Annotated in this window: 12 protein-coding genes; all 12 read left to right on the top strand. The window is 65.8% G+C overall.

Features of this window, described 5'->3' with window-relative positions; all coding sequences use genetic code 11:
• Positions 1–237: 237 nt before the first annotated feature.
• The 12 genes from rpoB to rpsS all read left to right on the top strand — a co-directional run bounded on the left by rpoB (position 238) and on the right by rpsS (position 16,059).
• Positions 238–3,708: a DNA-directed RNA polymerase subunit beta gene (gene rpoB / locus ABFX50_RS02860; RefSeq protein ID WP_346126319.1), complete on the top strand. Its 3,471-nt coding sequence runs from the start codon at positions 238–240 to the stop codon at positions 3,706–3,708.
• A gap of 14 nt (positions 3,709–3,722) precedes the next feature.
• Complete coding sequence (locus ABFX50_RS02855; protein ID WP_183650911.1) at positions 3,723–7,601, top strand: DNA-directed RNA polymerase subunit beta'; 3,879 nt, start codon at positions 3,723–3,725, stop codon at positions 7,599–7,601.
• Between the two features lie 634 nt (positions 7,602–8,235).
• Positions 8,236–8,607: a 30S ribosomal protein S12 gene (rpsL, locus tag ABFX50_RS02850; protein WP_183650908.1), complete on the top strand. Its 372-nt coding sequence runs from the start codon at positions 8,236–8,238 to the stop codon at positions 8,605–8,607.
• A gap of 2 nt (positions 8,608–8,609) precedes the next feature.
• Positions 8,610–9,080 (top strand): 30S ribosomal protein S7, encoded by a 471-nt coding sequence (rpsG, locus tag ABFX50_RS02845; RefSeq protein ID WP_183650905.1) that lies wholly within the window; start codon positions 8,610–8,612, stop codon positions 9,078–9,080.
• 87 nt (positions 9,081–9,167) lie between these two features.
• Entirely contained in the window at positions 9,168–11,216 is a 2,049-nt protein-coding gene (gene fusA / locus ABFX50_RS02840) for an elongation factor G (RefSeq protein WP_221241982.1), read from the top strand.
• Between the two features lie 167 nt (positions 11,217–11,383).
• Positions 11,384–12,577 carry an elongation factor Tu gene (tuf, locus tag ABFX50_RS02835; RefSeq protein WP_183650899.1) on the top strand — a complete coding sequence of 398 codons (1,194 nt, stop codon included), beginning with the start codon at positions 11,384–11,386 and terminating at the stop codon, positions 12,575–12,577.
• A 273-nt stretch (positions 12,578–12,850) separates the two neighbouring features.
• Positions 12,851–13,159 carry a 30S ribosomal protein S10 gene (rpsJ, locus tag ABFX50_RS02830; protein ID WP_012887830.1) on the top strand — a complete coding sequence of 103 codons (309 nt, stop codon included), beginning with the start codon at positions 12,851–12,853 and terminating at the stop codon, positions 13,157–13,159.
• Positions 13,160–13,173: 14 nt separating this feature from the next.
• Complete coding sequence (rplC, locus tag ABFX50_RS02825) at positions 13,174–13,827, top strand: 50S ribosomal protein L3 (protein ID WP_183650897.1); 654 nt, start codon at positions 13,174–13,176, stop codon at positions 13,825–13,827.
• Positions 13,824–14,471: a 50S ribosomal protein L4 gene (rplD, locus tag ABFX50_RS02820; protein ID WP_183650894.1), complete on the top strand. Its 648-nt coding sequence runs from the start codon at positions 13,824–13,826 to the stop codon at positions 14,469–14,471. Before rplC ends, rplD begins: the two co-directional genes overlap by 4 nt.
• A complete protein-coding gene (gene rplW, locus ABFX50_RS02815; RefSeq protein ID WP_183650892.1) occupies positions 14,471–14,827 on the top strand; it encodes a 50S ribosomal protein L23 in 357 nt (118 codons plus the stop codon). The genes rplD and rplW overlap by 1 nt, the downstream gene beginning before the upstream one ends.
• Positions 14,828–14,932: 105 nt before the next feature.
• Positions 14,933–15,769 (top strand): 50S ribosomal protein L2, encoded by an 837-nt coding sequence (gene rplB, locus ABFX50_RS02810; protein ID WP_138694759.1) that lies wholly within the window; start codon positions 14,933–14,935, stop codon positions 15,767–15,769.
• 11 nt (positions 15,770–15,780) lie between these two features.
• Positions 15,781–16,059: a 30S ribosomal protein S19 gene (gene rpsS, locus ABFX50_RS02805; RefSeq protein ID WP_012887835.1), complete on the top strand. Its 279-nt coding sequence runs from the start codon at positions 15,781–15,783 to the stop codon at positions 16,057–16,059.
• The last annotated feature ends 16 nt before the right edge of the window (positions 16,060–16,075 follow it).

Below are 16,075 nucleotides of genomic sequence, written 5' to 3'. Positions count from 1 at the left end.
AGCGTCCAGGCTTTGAGTTGGCCGAAAGTCCGGCTCGCGGGCTTGACGTTTCCGCTCGGACGGGCGATGCTGCGGTCAACGTGGAGCATGCAGCGAGAGCGAAGTGGACAGGCGTGTGCCGTTCGGCTACACTGCCCCTTTGCGCTGCCCTTTGACGACCCGCTTCCTTTGCTCACGTTGCGAGGTTGTCTGGCGTGCGTGTAGTCAGTCCGCCGCGAGCCCTCGGAAGGACATCTGTTGGCAGCCTCGCGCAACGCCTCCGCCGTACCCGCCGGTCCCCGTCGCGTCTCTTTTTCGCGTATCCAGGAGCCCCTCGAAGTTCCTGACCTTCTCGCTCTGCAGACCGAGTCCTTCGACTGGTTGCTTGGCAACGAGAAGTGGAAGGCCCGGGTAGAGGCGGCTCGTCAGGCCGGGCGCAAGGACGTCCCGACCCAGTCGGGCCTCGAAGAGATCTTCGAAGAGATCAGTCCCATTGAGGACTTCTCGGGGACCATGTCCTTGTCGTTCCGCGACCATCGGTTCGAGCCGCCCAAGTACTCAGTCGATGAGTGCAAAGACAAGGACATGACCTTCTCCGCCCCCATGTTCGTGACGGCGGAGTTCATCAATAACACCACTGGTGAGATCAAGAGTCAGACGGTGTTCATGGGCGATTTCCCGCTCATGACGCCGAAGGGCACCTTCATCATCAACGGCACCGAGCGTGTCGTGGTCTCGCAGCTGGTCAGGTCCCCCGGTGTCTACTTCGACCGCAGCGTCGACAAGACCTCCGACAAGGACCTCTACGGCTGCAGGGTCATCCCGTCCAGGGGTGCCTGGCTCGAGTTCGAGATCGACAAGCGCGACAGCGTCGGTGTGCGCATCGACCGTAAGCGCAAGCAGGCCGTCACCGTGCTTCTCAAGGCACTGGGATGGACCAACGACCAGATCCTCGAGCGCTTCGGCCAGTACGAGTCCATGCGGGCCACCCTGGAGAAGGACCACACGGCCGGCCAGGATGACGCCCTGCTCGACATCTACCGCAAGCTCCGTCCGGGCGAGCCGCCGACCAAGGAGTCGGCGCAGACCCTGCTGGAGAACCTCTACTTCAACCCCAAGCGTTACGACCTGGCCAAGGTTGGTCGCTACAAGATCAACAAGAAGCTGGGGATCGACGCCGAGATCACCCAGGGCACGCTGACCGAAGAGGACATCGTCGCCACCATCGAGTACATCGTCAGGCTGCACGCCGGCGAGGACTCGATGCCCGGCGCCGAGGGCCGTGAGGTCATCGTCGAGACCGACGACATCGACCACTTCGGCAACCGTCGCCTGCGCAGCGTCGGCGAGCTCATCCAGAACCAGGTCCGCCTGGGCCTGGCCCGCATGGAGCGCGTCGTCCGCGAGCGCATGACCACGCAGGACGTCGAGGCGATCACGCCGCAGACCCTGATCAACATTCGCCCGGTCGTGGCGTCGATCAAGGAGTTCTTCGGCACGTCGCAGCTGTCGCAGTTCATGGACCAGACCAACCCGCTGGCCGGCCTGACGCACAAGCGGCGTCTGTCCGCGCTGGGCCCCGGTGGTCTGTCGCGTGAGCGGGCGGGCTTCGAGGTTCGAGACGTGCACCCGTCCCACTACGGCCGGATGTGCCCGATCGAGACCCCCGAAGGTCCCAACATCGGCCTGATCGGTTCGCTGGCCTCCTACGGGCGCATCAACGCGTTCGGCTTCGTCGAGACGCCTTACCGCAAGGTCGTCGACGGCAAGGTGACCGAGCAGATCGACTACCTCACGGCCGACGAGGAAGACCGCTACGTCAAGGCTCAGGCCAACACGCAGCTCAACCCCGACGGCTCCTTCGCCGAGCCTCGCGTCCTGGTTCGCACCAAGGGCGGTGAGACCGAGCTCGCGCGCGCCGAGGAGGTCGACTACGTCGACGTCTCCGCTCGCCAGATGGTCTCCGTCGCCACCGCGATGATCCCCTTCCTGGAGCACGACGACGCCAACCGCGCGCTCATGGGCTCCAACATGCAGAGGCAGTCCGTGCCCCTGCTGAAGAGCGAGGCGCCCCTGGTCGGCACCGGCATGGAGTACCGTGCCGCGACCGACGCGGGCGACGTCATCAGCGCCGAGAAGGCCGGCGTGGTCGAGGAGGTCTCCGCCGACTACGTCACCGTCATGAACGACGACGGCACGCGCACCACCTACCGTGTCGCCAAGTTCAAGCGCTCCAACCAGGGCACCTCCTTCAACCAGAAGCCCATCGTCGCCGAGGGCGACAGGGTCGAGGTCAACCAGGTCATCGCCGACGGTCCCTGCACCGACCAGGGCGAGATGGCGCTCGGCAAGAACCTGCTCGTGGCGTTCATGCCGTGGGAGGGTCACAACTACGAAGACGCGATCATCCTGTCCCAGCGGCTGGTCCAGGACGACGTCCTCTCCTCGATCCACATCGAGGAGCACGAGGTCGACGCCCGTGACACCAAGCTGGGCCCCGAGGAGATCACCAGGGACATCCCCAACGTCTCCGAGGAGGTCCTGGCCGACCTCGACGAGCGCGGCATCATCCGCATCGGCGCCGAGGTCGTCCCCGGCGACATCCTGGTCGGCAAGGTTACGCCCAAGGGTGAGACCGAGCTGACCCCCGAGGAGCGGCTGCTGCGCGCGATCTTCGGTGAGAAGGCGCGTGAGGTCCGCGACACCTCGCTGAAGGTGCCGCACGGCGAGTCCGGCAAGGTCATCGGTGTGCGCGTGTTCTCCCGCGAGGAGGGCGACGAGCTTCCTCCGGGCGTCAACGAGCTGGTCCGCGTCTACGTGGCCCAGAAGCGTAAGATCACCGACGGCGACAAGCTCGCCGGCCGTCACGGCAACAAGGGTGTCATTTCCAAGATCCTCCCGGTCGAGGACATGCCCTTCCTCGAGGACGGCACGCCTGTCGACATCATCCTCAACCCGCTGGGTGTGCCCGGCCGAATGAACGTCGGTCAGGTGCTCGAGACCCACCTCGGGTGGATCGCGGCCAGGGGCTGGGACATCACCGGTGTCCAGGAGGCCTGGGCCGAGCGACTGCGCGACAAGGGCTTCGGCCAGGTCGCGCCGCGCACCAACGTCGCCACCCCGGTGTTCGACGGCGCGCACGAGGAGGAGATCGTCGGCCTGCTCAGCAGCACCATCGCCAACCGCGACGGTGACCGCATGGTGCAGGAGACCGGCAAGGCCAGGCTGTTCGACGGCCGCTCAGGCGAGCCGTTCCCGTACCCGATCTCGGTCGGCTACATCTACATCCTGAAGCTGCTGCACCTGGTCGACGACAAGATCCACGCACGGTCGACCGGTCCGTACTCCATGATCACTCAGCAGCCGCTGGGTGGTAAGGCGCAGTTCGGTGGCCAGCGCTTCGGCGAGATGGAGGTGTGGGCCCTTGAGGCCTACGGCGCCGCCTACGCCCTGCAGGAGCTGCTCACCATCAAGTCCGACGACGTCCTCGGCCGAGTCAAGGTCTACGAGGCCATCGTCAAGGGCGAGAACATCCCCGAGCCCGGCATCCCCGAGTCCTTCAAGGTCCTCATCAAGGAAATGCAGTCGCTGTGCCTGAACGTCGAGGTGCTCTCCAGCGACGGCATGTCCATCGAGATGCGTGACACCGACGAGGACGTCTTCAGGGCCGCCGAGGAGCTCGGTATCGACCTGTCCCGGCGCGAGCCGAGCAGCGTGGAAGAAGTCTGAGGGGGAGATCGCACATGCTGGACGTCAACTTCTTCGACGAGCTCCGGATCGGCCTCGCAACCGCTGACGACATCCGTCAGTGGTCGCACGGCGAGGTGAAGAAGCCCGAGACCATCAACTACCGGACTCTCAAGCCGGAAAAGGACGGACTCTTCTGCGAGAAGATCTTCGGCCCGACCCGCGACTGGGAGTGCTACTGCGGTAAGTACAAGCGCGTCCGTTTCAAGGGCATCATCTGTGAGCGCTGCGGCGTCGAGGTCACTCGCGCCAAGGTGCGTCGTGAGCGGATGGGCCACATCGAGCTGGCCGCGCCTGTCACGCACATCTGGTACTTCAAGGGCGTTCCTTCGCGCCTTGGGTACCTGCTCGACCTGGCCCCGAAGGACCTCGAGAAGGTCATCTACTTCGCGGCCTACATGATCACGCATGTCGAGACCGAACTGCGTGAGCGTGACCTGCCCTCGCTCGAGGCGAAGATCTCCGTCGAGCGGCAGCACATCGAGCAGCGTCGTGACGCCGACATCGAGGCCAGGCAGAAGAAGCTCGAGGGCGACCTGGCCGAGCTCGAGGCGGCCGGCGCCAAGGGTGACCAGCGCCGCAAGGTTCGCGAGGGTGCCGAGCGCGAGATGCGTCAGCTCCGCGACAGGGCGCAGCGCGAGCTCGACAGGCTCGACGAGGTGTGGAGCCGCTTCAAGAACCTCAAGGTCCAGGACCTCGAGGGCGACGAGATGCTCTACCGCGAGATGCGCGACCGCTTCGGCCGCTACTTCAAGGGCGGCATGGGCGCTCAGGCGATCCAGGAGCGGCTGATCAGCTTCGACCTCGACGCCGAGGCCGAGAACCTGCGCGAGACGATCCGCAGCGGCAAGGGCCAGAAGAAGGCCCGCGCCCTCAAGCGGCTCAAGGTCGTGTCGGCGTTCCTCAACACGACCAACTCGCCTCGCGGCATGGTGCTCGACTGCATCCCTGTCATCCCGCCGGACCTGCGCCCGATGGTGCAGCTCGACGGTGGCAGGTTCGCGACCTCCGACCTGAACGACCTGTACCGCAGGGTCATCAACAGGAACAACCGCCTCAAGCGACTTCTCGACCTCGGCGCGCCCGAGATCATCGTGAACAACGAGAAGCGGATGCTCCAGGAGGCCGTCGACTCGCTGTTCGACAACGGCCGTCGCGGCCGTCCCGTCACGGGTCCCGGCAACAGGCCCCTGAAGTCCCTCAGCGACATGCTGAAGGGCAAGCAGGGTCGTTTCCGTCAGAACCTGCTGGGCAAGCGAGTCGACTACTCCGGCCGTTCGGTCATCGTCGTCGGCCCGCAGCTGAAGCTGCACCAGTGCGGTCTGCCCAAGCAGATGGCGCTGGAGCTGTTCAAGCCGTTCGTGATGAAGCGCCTGGTCGACCTGAACCACGCGCAGAACATCAAGTCGGCCAAGCGCATGGTCGAGCGCGCCCGCCCTGTGGTGTGGGACGTGCTCGAAGAGGTCATCACCGAGCACCCCGTGCTGCTCAACCGCGCGCCCACGCTGCACCGGCTGGGCATCCAGGCGTTCGAGCCGCAGCTGGTCGAGGGCAAGGCCATCCAGATCCACCCGCTCGTCTGCACCGCGTTCAACGCGGACTTCGACGGCGACCAGATGGCCGTGCACCTGCCCCTGTCGGCTGAGGCCCAGGCCGAGGCGCGCATCCTGATGCTCTCGACCAACAACATCCTCAAGCCGGCCGACGGCAAGCCCGTGACGATGCCCACCCAGGACATGGTCATCGGCCTCTACTGGCTGACCACGCAGAAGGACGGCGCGATCGGCGAGGGCAGGGTGTTCGGCTCGGTGGCCGAGGCCCAGATGGCCTTCGACCGTCGTGAGCTGGAGATCCAGGCCAAGATCCAGATCCGGCTCGCCGGTGACGTCCAGCCGCCGCGCGGCTGGGCCGCTCCCGAGGGCTGGGAGGCCGGTGACTCCATCCGCCTGGAGACGACGTTCGGCCGCTGCCTGTTCAACCAGACGCTGCCGAGCAACTACCCGTTCGTCAACTTCCAGGTCGGCAAGAAGCAGCTGTCCGCGATCGTCAACGAGCTGGCCGAGACCTACCCCAAGGTCGACGTCGCCACCTCGCTCGACGCGCTCAAGGACGCCGGCTTCCGCTGGGCGACCCGCTCCGGCGTCACGATCTCGATCGACGACGTCGTCGCGCCGCCCAACAAGGCCGACATCATGGAGAGCTACGAGCGCAGGGCCGACAAGGTCCAGCGTGAGTACGAGCGCGGTCTGATCACCGACGAGGAGCGCCGTCAGGAGCTCATCGAGATCTGGACCCACGCCACGGCGGACGTCGAGACCGACATGGTCAACGCGTTCCCCGCGACGAACCCGGTCTGGATGATGGTCAACTCCGGCGCCCGCGGTAACAAGATGCAGGTGCGTCAGATCGCCGGTATCCGTGGTCTGGTGTCCAACACCAAGGGTGAGACGATCCCGCGGCCGATCAAGGCCTCCTTCCGTGAGGGCCTGTCGGTGCTGGAGTACTTCATCTCCACCCACGGTCAGCGAAAGGGTCTGGCCGACACCGCGCTCCGTACCGCCGACTCGGGTTACCTGACCCGTCGTCTGGTGGACGTGGCGCAGGACGTCATCGTGCGTGAGATCGACTGCGGCACCGACCGCGCGGTCCCGCTGCACGTCGGTGAGCGCGACTCGTCGGGCAACCTGGTCAAGGCCGAGAACGCCGAGTCGAACGTGCACGGCCGCATCCTGGCCGAGGACGTCGAGGTCGACGGCAAGGTCATCGCCTCGGCTGGTGTCGACATCAACGACATCCACGTCACGGCGCTGGTCGAGGCCGGCATCGAGACGGTCCGCACCCGCAGCGCGCTCGTCTGCGAGGCCAAGATCGGTGTCTGCGCGACCTGCTACGGCCGCTCGCTGGCCACCGGCAAGCTCGTGGACGTCGGCGAGGCGGTCGGCATCATCGCCGCCCAGTCGATCGGTGAGCCCGGCACCCAGCTGACGATGCGTACCTTCCACACCGGTGGTGTGGCGGGCGCGGACATCACCCACGGTCTGCCCCGTGTCCAGGAGCTCTTCGAGGCGCGCATCCCCAAGGGTGTCGCCCCGATCTCCGAGGCCGAGGGCAGGGCTCGCATCGACGAGACCGACAAGACCCGCAAGATCGTGATCACCCCCGACGACGGTTCGGAGGAGATCGCCTACCCCGTCTCGATGCGCTCGCGCCTGCTCATCCAGGACGGCCAGCGTGTCTCGGTGGGCACCCAGCTCATCGCCGGTGCGGTCAACCCGAACGAGGTCCTGCGCATCCTCGGCCCGCGTGCGGTGCAGCTGCACCTGGTCGCCGAGGTCCAGCAGGTCTACCGCTCGCAGGGTGTGTCGATCCACGACAAGCACATCGAGATCATCGTTCGGCAGATGCTCAAGCGCGTCAACGTGCTCGAGTCCGGTGAGACCGACCTGCTGCCCGGTGAGCTCGTCGAGCGTCCGCGCTTCGAGCTGATGAACCGCGAGACCGTCGCCGAGGGTGGCACGCCCGCCTCCGGGCGTCCGGTCCTCATGGGCATCACGAAGGCGTCGCTGGCCACCGAGTCGTGGCTGTCGGCGGCCTCCTTCCAGGAGACCACCAGGGTCCTGACGGACGCGGCGATCCACGCCAAGTCCGACTCGCTCCTGGGCCTGAAGGAGAACGTCATCATCGGAAAGCTGATCCCGGCCGGCACTGGCATGCCCCAGTACCGCAACATCCGGGTGGAGCCGACCGAGGAGGCCAAGGCCGCGATGTACACGGTCGGCGGCTACGACGGTTCGGCCGCGGACTACACCTTCGGCACCGGCAGCGGCGAGGCCGTGCCGCTGGAGGAGTACGACTTCGGTCAGTACAACCGCTGAGTGATCGGTTGCGCGGAACGCCCCGTGCCTTGCTCCGGCAAGGCACGGGGCGTTCCCCTTTTCCAGGGCGGCGGGCCGCTGTCCTGACCTGACACACGGCACGCGCCTTCGCCCGCCGTCACGCCATGGCCCCTGAGGCCCTGAGGGGCCGTCACGCTTCCGCGGACGCGGCACGCCTGCCCGTGGTGGTGACGCGCACAGGTGAGCGGGCAGGTGAGCACGTCGAGCGGCACCGGCCGCGACGGACGGTGAAGCCGCCGCGAAACGCGTGTGGAGAAGGGCCAGACAACTCGAGAGATGCGGGTAAGCTAGACGAGGGTCTGATAAGGCCACGGCACGAATGTACGGTCGCATCGACAGCGGCCGATCGCAGTCGTTTTGACGTGCTGCGCTGGGCTGGGTAGTCTTGCCCTTCGTGCCCGTGGGTTCATGGGCCCTCATGCATGCGCTCCGACAGGCTGCGCGGCATGGTCTCTCTCCAGCGTTCGATTACGCCGGGTAGTGGCTCGACAGAGCGCGACACGCCCGACCGCGTGGGTCGGCGCAAGAGGAAAACCAGCAGGTCATGACACCGGCAGTACCTGCGAAAAGCACGACTTGACGTATTACCGGCCAAGGCACGAACGGAGTGGCAGTGCCCACTATTCAGCAGTTGGTCCGCAAGGGCCGGCAGGACAAGGTCACCAAGACCAAGACTCCTGCCCTCAAGGGGAGCCCGCAGCGTCGCGGCACCTGCCAGCGCGTCTACACCACGACGCCCAAGAAGCCCAACTCGGCCCTCCGCAAGGTCGCCCGTGTTCGGCTCACCAACGGCATCGAGGTCACGGCTTACATCCCCGGTGTGGGCCACAACCTGCAGGAGCACTCCATCGTGCTCGTGCGTGGCGGTCGTGTGAAGGACCTGCCGGGTGTTCGCTACAAGATCATCCGTGGCTCCCTCGACACGCAGGGCGTCCGTAACCGCAAGCAGGCCCGCAGCCGCTACGGCACGAAGAGGGAGAAGTAACCATGCCTCGCAAGGGTTCTCCTGGCCGTCGTCAGCTCATGTCTGACCCGGTTTACAGCTCGCCGCTGGTGACCGCTCTGATCAACAAGGTGCTCCTTGACGGCAAGCGCTCCATCGCGCAGTCGATCGTCTACGGGGCGCTCGAGGGCTGCAAGGACAAGACCGGCAACGACCCGGTCGTCACGCTGAAGCGCGCCCTCGACAACGTCAAGCCCACCCTCGAGGTCCGCAGCCGCCGTGTCGGTGGCGCGACCTACCAGGTCCCGGTCGAGGTGCGCGCCGCGCGCAGCACCACCCTGGCCCTGCGTTGGCTGGTGCAGTACTCCCGCGCCCGCCGCGAGAAGACCATGACCGAGCGCCTCATGAACGAGCTCCTCGACGCCAGCAACGGCCTCGGGGCGAGCGTCAAGAAGCGCGAGGACACCCACAAGATGGCCGAGTCCAACAAGGCCTTCGCCCACTACCGCTGGTAACAGCGGGTTCGACGAGACGACGAGGACGCGAGAGAAGTGGCCACCACGACCGCTCTTGACCTGGCCAAGATCCGCAACATCGGGATCATGGCCCACATCGACGCGGGCAAGACCACCACGACCGAGCGCATCCTGTTCTACACCGGCATCAACTACAAGATCGGTGAAGTCCACGAGGGCGCTGCCACCATGGACTGGATGGAGCAGGAGCAGGAGCGCGGCATCACGATCACGTCTGCCGCGACGACCTGTGAGTGGCTCGACCACACCATCAACATCATCGACACTCCCGGTCACGTCGACTTCACCATCGAGGTGGAGCGCTCGCTCCGCGTCCTCGACGGCGCCGTCGCGGTGTTCGACGGTGTCGCGGGTGTCGAGCCGCAGTCGGAGACGGTGTGGCGCCAGGCTGACCGCTATGGCGTGCCGCGCATCTGCTTCGTGAACAAGATGGACCGCGTCGGCGCGGAGTTCCACCGCTGCGTCGACATGATGATCAGCCGTCTGGCGGCGACGCCGGCTGTCATCCAGCTTCCCTGGGGCGTCGAGTCCGGTTTCAAGGGCGTCATCGACCTGGTGAAGATGAAGGGTCTGCTCTGGAGCGAAGAGGCCGCCAAGGGCGAGATGTACGACACCGTCGACATCCCGGCCGAGTACGCCGACACGGCTCGTGAGTGGCGCGAGAAGCTGGTCGAGACCGTCTCCGAGAACGACGACGAGCTGATGGAGCTCTTCCTCGAGGGCACTGAGCCCACCGAGGAGCAGCTGGTGGCGGCCATTCGCCGCGCCACGCTGGCCAGCGCCATCAACCCGGTTCTCACCGGCACCGCGTTCAAGAACAAGGGCGTGCAGCCCCTGCTCGACGCGATCGTGGCCTACCTGCCCGCGCCGACCGACATCCCCGCCTTCAAGGGGCACGCGGTCGGCAAGGAGGACGAGGTCGTCGAGCGTCACGCGGACGTCACCGAGCCCTTCTCCGCGCTGGCCTTCAAGATCATGAGTGACCAGCACCTGGGTCGTCTCACCTACATCCGCATCTACTCGGGCACGCTCGAGACCGGCACCGGGGTCATCAACTCGGTGAAGGGCAAGAAGGAGCGGATCGGCAAGATCTACCAGATGCACGCGAACAAGCGCGAGGAGCGCCCGTCCGCGCACGCTGGTCAGATCGTCGCCGTGATGGGTCTGAAGGACACCACCACGGGTGACACGCTCTCCGACCCGTCGAACCAGGTCGTGCTCGAGTCGATGACGTTCCCGGCTCCGGTCATCAACGTCGCCATCGAGCCCAAGACCAAGGGCGACCAGGAGAAGCTCGGCACCGCCATCCAGCGTCTGGCCGAGGAGGACCCGTCCTTCCAGGTCCGTCGCGACGAGGAGACCGGTCAGACGGTCATCTGGGGCATGGGCGAGCTTCACCTCGAGATCCTCGTCGACCGTATGCGTCGCGAGTTCAAGGTCGAGGCCAACGTCGGTCGCCCGCAGGTCGCCTACCGCGAGACCATCCGCCGCAAGGTGGAGAAGGTTGACTACACCCACAAGAAGCAGACCGGTGGTTCCGGTCAGTTCGCGCGGGTCATCATCAACCTGGAGCCGCTGGGCGAGGGCAACGACGGCTACGAGTTCGAGAACAAGGTTTCGGGTGGTCGTGTCCCGAGGGAGTACATCCCCTCGGTCGACGCGGGCGCCCAGGAGGCCGCCGAGTTCGGCGTGCTGGCCGGTTACCCGATGGTCGGCGTGAAGGTGACGCTGACCGACGGTGCGGCGCACGACGTCGACTCCTCGGAAATGGCCTTCAAGATCGCCGGCTCGATGGCCTTCAAGGAGGCCGCTCGCAAGGCCGACGCTGTGCTCCTCGAGCCGATGATGGCCGTTGAGGTCACCACGCCCGAGGACTACATGGGTGACGTCATCGGTGACCTCAACGGTCGCCGCGGGCAGATCCAGTCGATGGACGAGCGCGCTGGCGCCCGTGTCATCGCGGCGCTCGTTCCGCTGTCGGAGATGTTCGGCTACGTGGGTGACCTGCGCAGCCGCACTCAGGGCAGGGCGAGCTACAGCATGCAGTTCGACTCCTACGCGGAGGTGCCCCCGGGCATCGCCAAGGAGATCGTCGCGAAGGCCCGGGGCGAATAGTTCCTGGTCCCGCCGGTCCGGGGCGAGTGCCCCGGACCTTTCGGGATCAGGGCGACCAGCCCAGGTCCCTGGTGGGGTGATGAGATGTCGCCCCGCTGTTCAGGGGTTCGGGGTTACCCGGGCCCGAGTGTGAAGTAAGTCAGTCAGATTCTCTAAGGAGAGAACCAGTGGCTAAGGCCAAGTTCGAGCGGACTAAGCCGCACGTGAACATCGGCACCATTGGGCACATCGACCACGGCAAGACCACTCTGACCGCGGCGATCACCAAGGTGCTTCACGAGCGTTTCCCTGAGCTTAACGAGGCGACCCCGTTCGACAAGATCGACAAGGCGCCCGAGGAGAAGGCTCGTGGCATCACGATCTCCATCGCGCACGTCGAGTACCAGACCGAGAAGCGCCACTACGCTCACGTGGACTGCCCCGGTCACGCCGACTACGTGAAGAACATGATCACCGGTGCGGCTCAGATGGACGGCGCGATCCTCGTGGTCGCGGCGACCGACGGCCCGATGCCGCAGACGAAGGAGCACGTCCTCCTGGCCCGCCAGGTCGGCGTCCCCTACATCGTCGTGGCGCTCAACAAGGCCGACATGGTCGACGACGAGGAGATCCTGGAGCTCGTCGAGCTCGAGGTTCGTGAGCTCCTGTCCGCTCAGGAGTTCCCCGGCGACGACCTGCCCGTCGTGCGCGTCTCCGCTCTGAAGGCCCTCGAGGGCGACCAGAAGTGGGGCGACAGCATCATCGAGCTGATGACCGCTGTCGACGAGAGCGTGCCGGAGCCCACCCGCGCCATCGACAAGCCCTTCCTGATGCCGATCGAGGACGTCTTCTCGATCACCGGCCGCGGCACCGTCGTGACCGGTCGTATCGAGCGCGGCATCGTCAAGGTCAACGAGACCGTCGACATCATCGGCATCAAGACCGAGAAGACCACCACCACGGTCACCGGTGTCGAGATGTTCCGCAAGCTGCTCGACGAGGGCCAGGCCGGTGACAACGTCGGTCTGCTCCTGCGCGGCATCAAGCGTGAGGACGTCGAGCGCGGCCAGTGCATCATCAAGCCGGGCACGACCACCCCGCACACCGAGTTCGAGGCCCAGGTCTACATCCTGAGCAAGGACGAGGGCGGCCGTCACACGCCGTTCTTCAACAACTACCGTCCTCAGTTCTACTTCCGTACGACTGACGTGACCGGTGTGGTGCACCTCCCCGAGGGCACCGAGATGGTCATGCCGGGCGACAACACCGAGATGCGCGTTGAGCTGATCCAGCCCATCGCCATGGAGGACGGCCTCAAGTTCGCCATTCGTGAGGGTGGCCGCACCGTCGGCGCCGGCAACGTGGTGAAGATCCTCAAGTAGTACCACCACTGGGGCGGCGGCCGGTTCTCGCACAGGGAACCGGCCGCCCAACCGGGCAACGGGAGCCTCCCGGCTCCCGCCACGGCTCCACGGCTAGGCCGTGATCTCGCAGTCGCTTCGGAATCGTGACCGAAGTAACTGCCGGATCACGGAAGAAACAGCAGATCGAATACGTCTGCTACGTGGGGTCAGCGGGCGGTCTCCGCCCGTACTACAGCGGCAACAGGCCGCACGATACTTTTTCAGACGACAGCGAAGGACACCGAGGCCATTATGGCGGGACAGAAGATCCGCATCCGGCTTAAGGCCTATGACCACGAGGTCATCGATAGCTCGGCCAAGAAGATCGTCGAGACGGTGACGCGGACTGGCGCGAAGGTCGCGGGCCCGGTGCCGCTGCCGACCGAGAAGAACGTGTACTGCGTCATCCGCTCGCCGCACAAGTACAAGGACAGCCGCGAGCACTTCGAGATGCGCACGCACAAGCGGCTGATTGACATCATCGACCCGACGCCGAAGACGGTCGACTCGCTCATGCGACTCGACCTCCCCGCCGGCGTCGACATTTCGATCAAGCTCTGAGGGAACGCACTGACATGGCTAAGACGATCAAGGGCGTCCTGGGCAAGAAGCTCGGCATGACCCAGGTCTTCGACGCGGACAACCGGATGGTTCCGGTGACCGTGGTCGAGGCCGGTCCGTGCGTGGTGACCAGGGTCCGGACCGCAGACAAGGACGGCTACACCGCCGTTCAGCTCGGCTACGGACAGGTCGACCCCCGGAAGGTCAACAAGCCGCTCGGCGACTACCTGCGTAAGCACGACATCACCCCGCGCCGTTACTTTGCGGAGATCCGCACGGACGACGCGAGCGACTACACCCTCGGCCAGGAGCTCCTGGCTGACACCTTCGAGGCCGGCCAGTACGTCGACGTCACTGGCAAGTCCAAGGGCAAGGGGTTCGCCGGTGTCATGAAGCGTCACGGCTTCAAGGGCCTGGGCGCGTCGCACGGTACGCAGCGCAAGCACCGGTCGCCGGGTTCCATCGGTGGCTGCGCCACCCCTGGCCGCGTATTCAAGGGTCTCCGCATGGCCGGTCGGATGGGTAACGTCCGCACCACCGTGCAGAGCCTCAAGGTTCACGCCGTGGACGCCGAGAACGGTCTCATCCTGATCAAGGGTGCGATCCCCGGCGCCAACGGCAGCCTGGTCCTCGTCCGCACCGCTGCAAAGAAGGGGGCTGCCAAGTGACCAGCATTGACGTCCTCGACGCCAGCGGCGCGAAGACCGGCTCCGTCGACCTGCCCGAAGACATCTTCGGCGCGAAGGTCAATGTTCCGCTGATCCACCAGGTCGTCGTGGCCCAGCTCGCCGCTCGCCGGCAGGGCACCCACAAGGCCAAGACCCGTGGTGAGGTCAGGGGCGGTGGCAAGAAGCCGTACCGCCAGAAGGGCACCGGTCGCGCCCGTCAGGGCTCGACCCGCGCGCCGCAGTTCGCCGGTGGTGGCACCGTTCACGGTCCCCTCCCGCGCGACTACTCGCAGAAGACGCCCAAGAAGATGAAGGCCGCCGCGCTGCGCGGCGCCCTGTCCGACAGGGCGACCGGCGGTCGCGTGCACGTCGTGAGCAGCCTGGTCACCGGGGAGACCCCCAAGACCAAGGCGGCCCTCGAGGCCCTGCGCAAGATCACCGACGCCAGGACCGTTCTGGTCGTGGTCGAGGAGACCGACGAGCTCACCTGGCTGAGCCTGCGCAACGCTCCGGAGGTCCACCTGCTGGACGCCGGGCAGCTGAACACCTACGACGTGCTCGTCCACGACGACGTGGTCTTCACGCAGGAAGCGTACGACCAGGTCGTGGCGCGGCTGAGCAAGAGCGGGAAGGAAGACGCCTGATGGAGAACATCACCGACCCGCAGGCTGTCGCCTCCGAGAAGCCCAAGGGCCGACTGGAGAGGGTCTCCGACCCGCGCGACATCATCATCAAGCCCGTTGTCTCCGAGAAGAGCTACGGCCTGATCGATGAGAACAACAAGTACACGTTCATGGTGAAGAAGACCGCGAACAAGACCCAGGTCAAGATCGCGGTTGAGCAGATCTTCGGCGTCAAGGTCACCAGCGTGAACACCATCAACCGGCAGGGCAAGCGCAAGCGCACCCGCGCCGGGTTCGGCAAGCGGCCCGACACCAAGCGCGCGATCGTGAGCTTGGCCGAGGGCGACCGGATCGACATCTTCGGTCAGATCGGTTAGCCGACACGTAAGCAAGCGCAAGCCGTACGGCTTGCGGGGGATGAGACCGCCTCGCGAAAGCGTGGCGGGCTCACCCATGTAACCGACGAAGGATGAACGAAAAAGATGGGCATCCGTAAGTACAAGCCGACGACTCCTGGTCGCCGCGGCTCGAGTGTCTCGGACTTCTCCGAGATCACCCGCAGCACGCCGGAGAAGTCGCTGCTTGCTCCCCTTCACAGCAAGGGTGGCCGTAACGTCCACGGCCGGGTCACCGCTCGCCACCAGGGTGGCGGTCACAAGCGCGCCTACCGGATCATCGACTTCCGCAGGCATGACAAGGATGGCATTCCGGCGAAGGTCGCTCACATCGAGTACGACCCCAACCGCACCGCCAACATTGCCCTGCTGCACTACGCCGACGGCGAGAAGCGCTACATCATCGCGCCGACCGGCCTCAAGCAGGGCGACAGGATCGAGAACGGCCCCGGGGCCGACATCAAGCCGGGCAACTGCCTGCCGCTGCGCAACATCCCGACCGGTACCTTCATCCACGCGGTGGAGCTCCGTCCGGGCGGCGGCGCCAAGCTCGGCCGTTCCGCCGGCGCGCAGATCCAGCTGCTCGCCAAGGAGGGCCAGTACGCCACGCTGCGTATGCCCTCCGGCGAAATGCGCATGGTCGACGTGCGCTGCCGCGCGAGTGTCGGTCAGGTCGGCAACGCCGAGCAGGCCAACATCAACTGGGGTAAGGCCGGCCGTATGCGGTGGAAGGGCAAGCGCCCGACCGTCCGTGGTGTGGCCATGAACCCCGTCGACCACCCGCACGGTGGTGGTGAGGGTAAGACCTCCGGTGGTCGCCACCCGGTCAACCCCAAGGGCAAGCCCGAGGGCCGTACCCGTCAGGCGAACAAGGCCAGCGACAGGCTGATCATCCGCCGTCGGTCCAAGAGGAAGAAGCGGTAGGAGCAGCCGAAATGCCACGTAGCCTTAAGAAGGGCCCCTTCGTGGACGACCACCTTCAGAAGAAGGTCGACGTCCAGAACGAGAAGGGCACCAAGAACGTCATCAAGACGTGGTCGCGGCGTTCCATGATCGTGCCCGACATGCTCGGTCACACGATCGCCGTTCACGACGGCCGCAAGCACGTCCCGGTGTTCGTCACCGAGTCGATGATCGGTCACAAGCTCGGCGAGTTCGCTCCCACGCGGACCTTCCGTAGCCACGTCAAGGAAGACCGCCGCAGCCGGCGGTAAGCGCCTTCAGAAGCAT

Source organism: Nonomuraea recticatena (assembly GCF_039533245.1).
In the GTDB taxonomy this organism is placed as follows: domain Bacteria; phylum Actinomycetota; class Actinomycetes; order Streptosporangiales; family Streptosporangiaceae; genus Nonomuraea; species Nonomuraea roseola.
The sequence above is the reverse complement of the archived record's forward strand: the minus strand, read 5'-3'. Positions and strand labels throughout refer to the sequence as shown.

Coding starts and splice junctions, on each gene's coding strand:
- rplC (WP_183650897.1), top strand. CDS start 13,174: ATGGCTAAGACGATCAAGGGCGTCCTGGGCAAGAAGCTCGGCATGACC.
- rplB (WP_138694759.1), top strand. CDS start 14,933: ATGGGCATCCGTAAGTACAAGCCGACGACTCCTGGTCGCCGCGGCTCG.
- rpsS (WP_012887835.1), top strand. CDS start 15,781: ATGCCACGTAGCCTTAAGAAGGGCCCCTTCGTGGACGACCACCTTCAG.
- rpsG (WP_183650905.1), top strand. CDS start 8,610: ATGCCTCGCAAGGGTTCTCCTGGCCGTCGTCAGCTCATGTCTGACCCG.
- rplW (WP_183650892.1), top strand. CDS start 14,471: ATGGAGAACATCACCGACCCGCAGGCTGTCGCCTCCGAGAAGCCCAAG.
- ABFX50_RS02855 (WP_183650911.1), top strand. CDS start 3,723: ATGCTGGACGTCAACTTCTTCGACGAGCTCCGGATCGGCCTCGCAACC.
- rpsJ (WP_012887830.1), top strand. CDS start 12,851: ATGGCGGGACAGAAGATCCGCATCCGGCTTAAGGCCTATGACCACGAG.
- fusA (WP_221241982.1), top strand. CDS start 9,168: ATGGCCCACATCGACGCGGGCAAGACCACCACGACCGAGCGCATCCTG.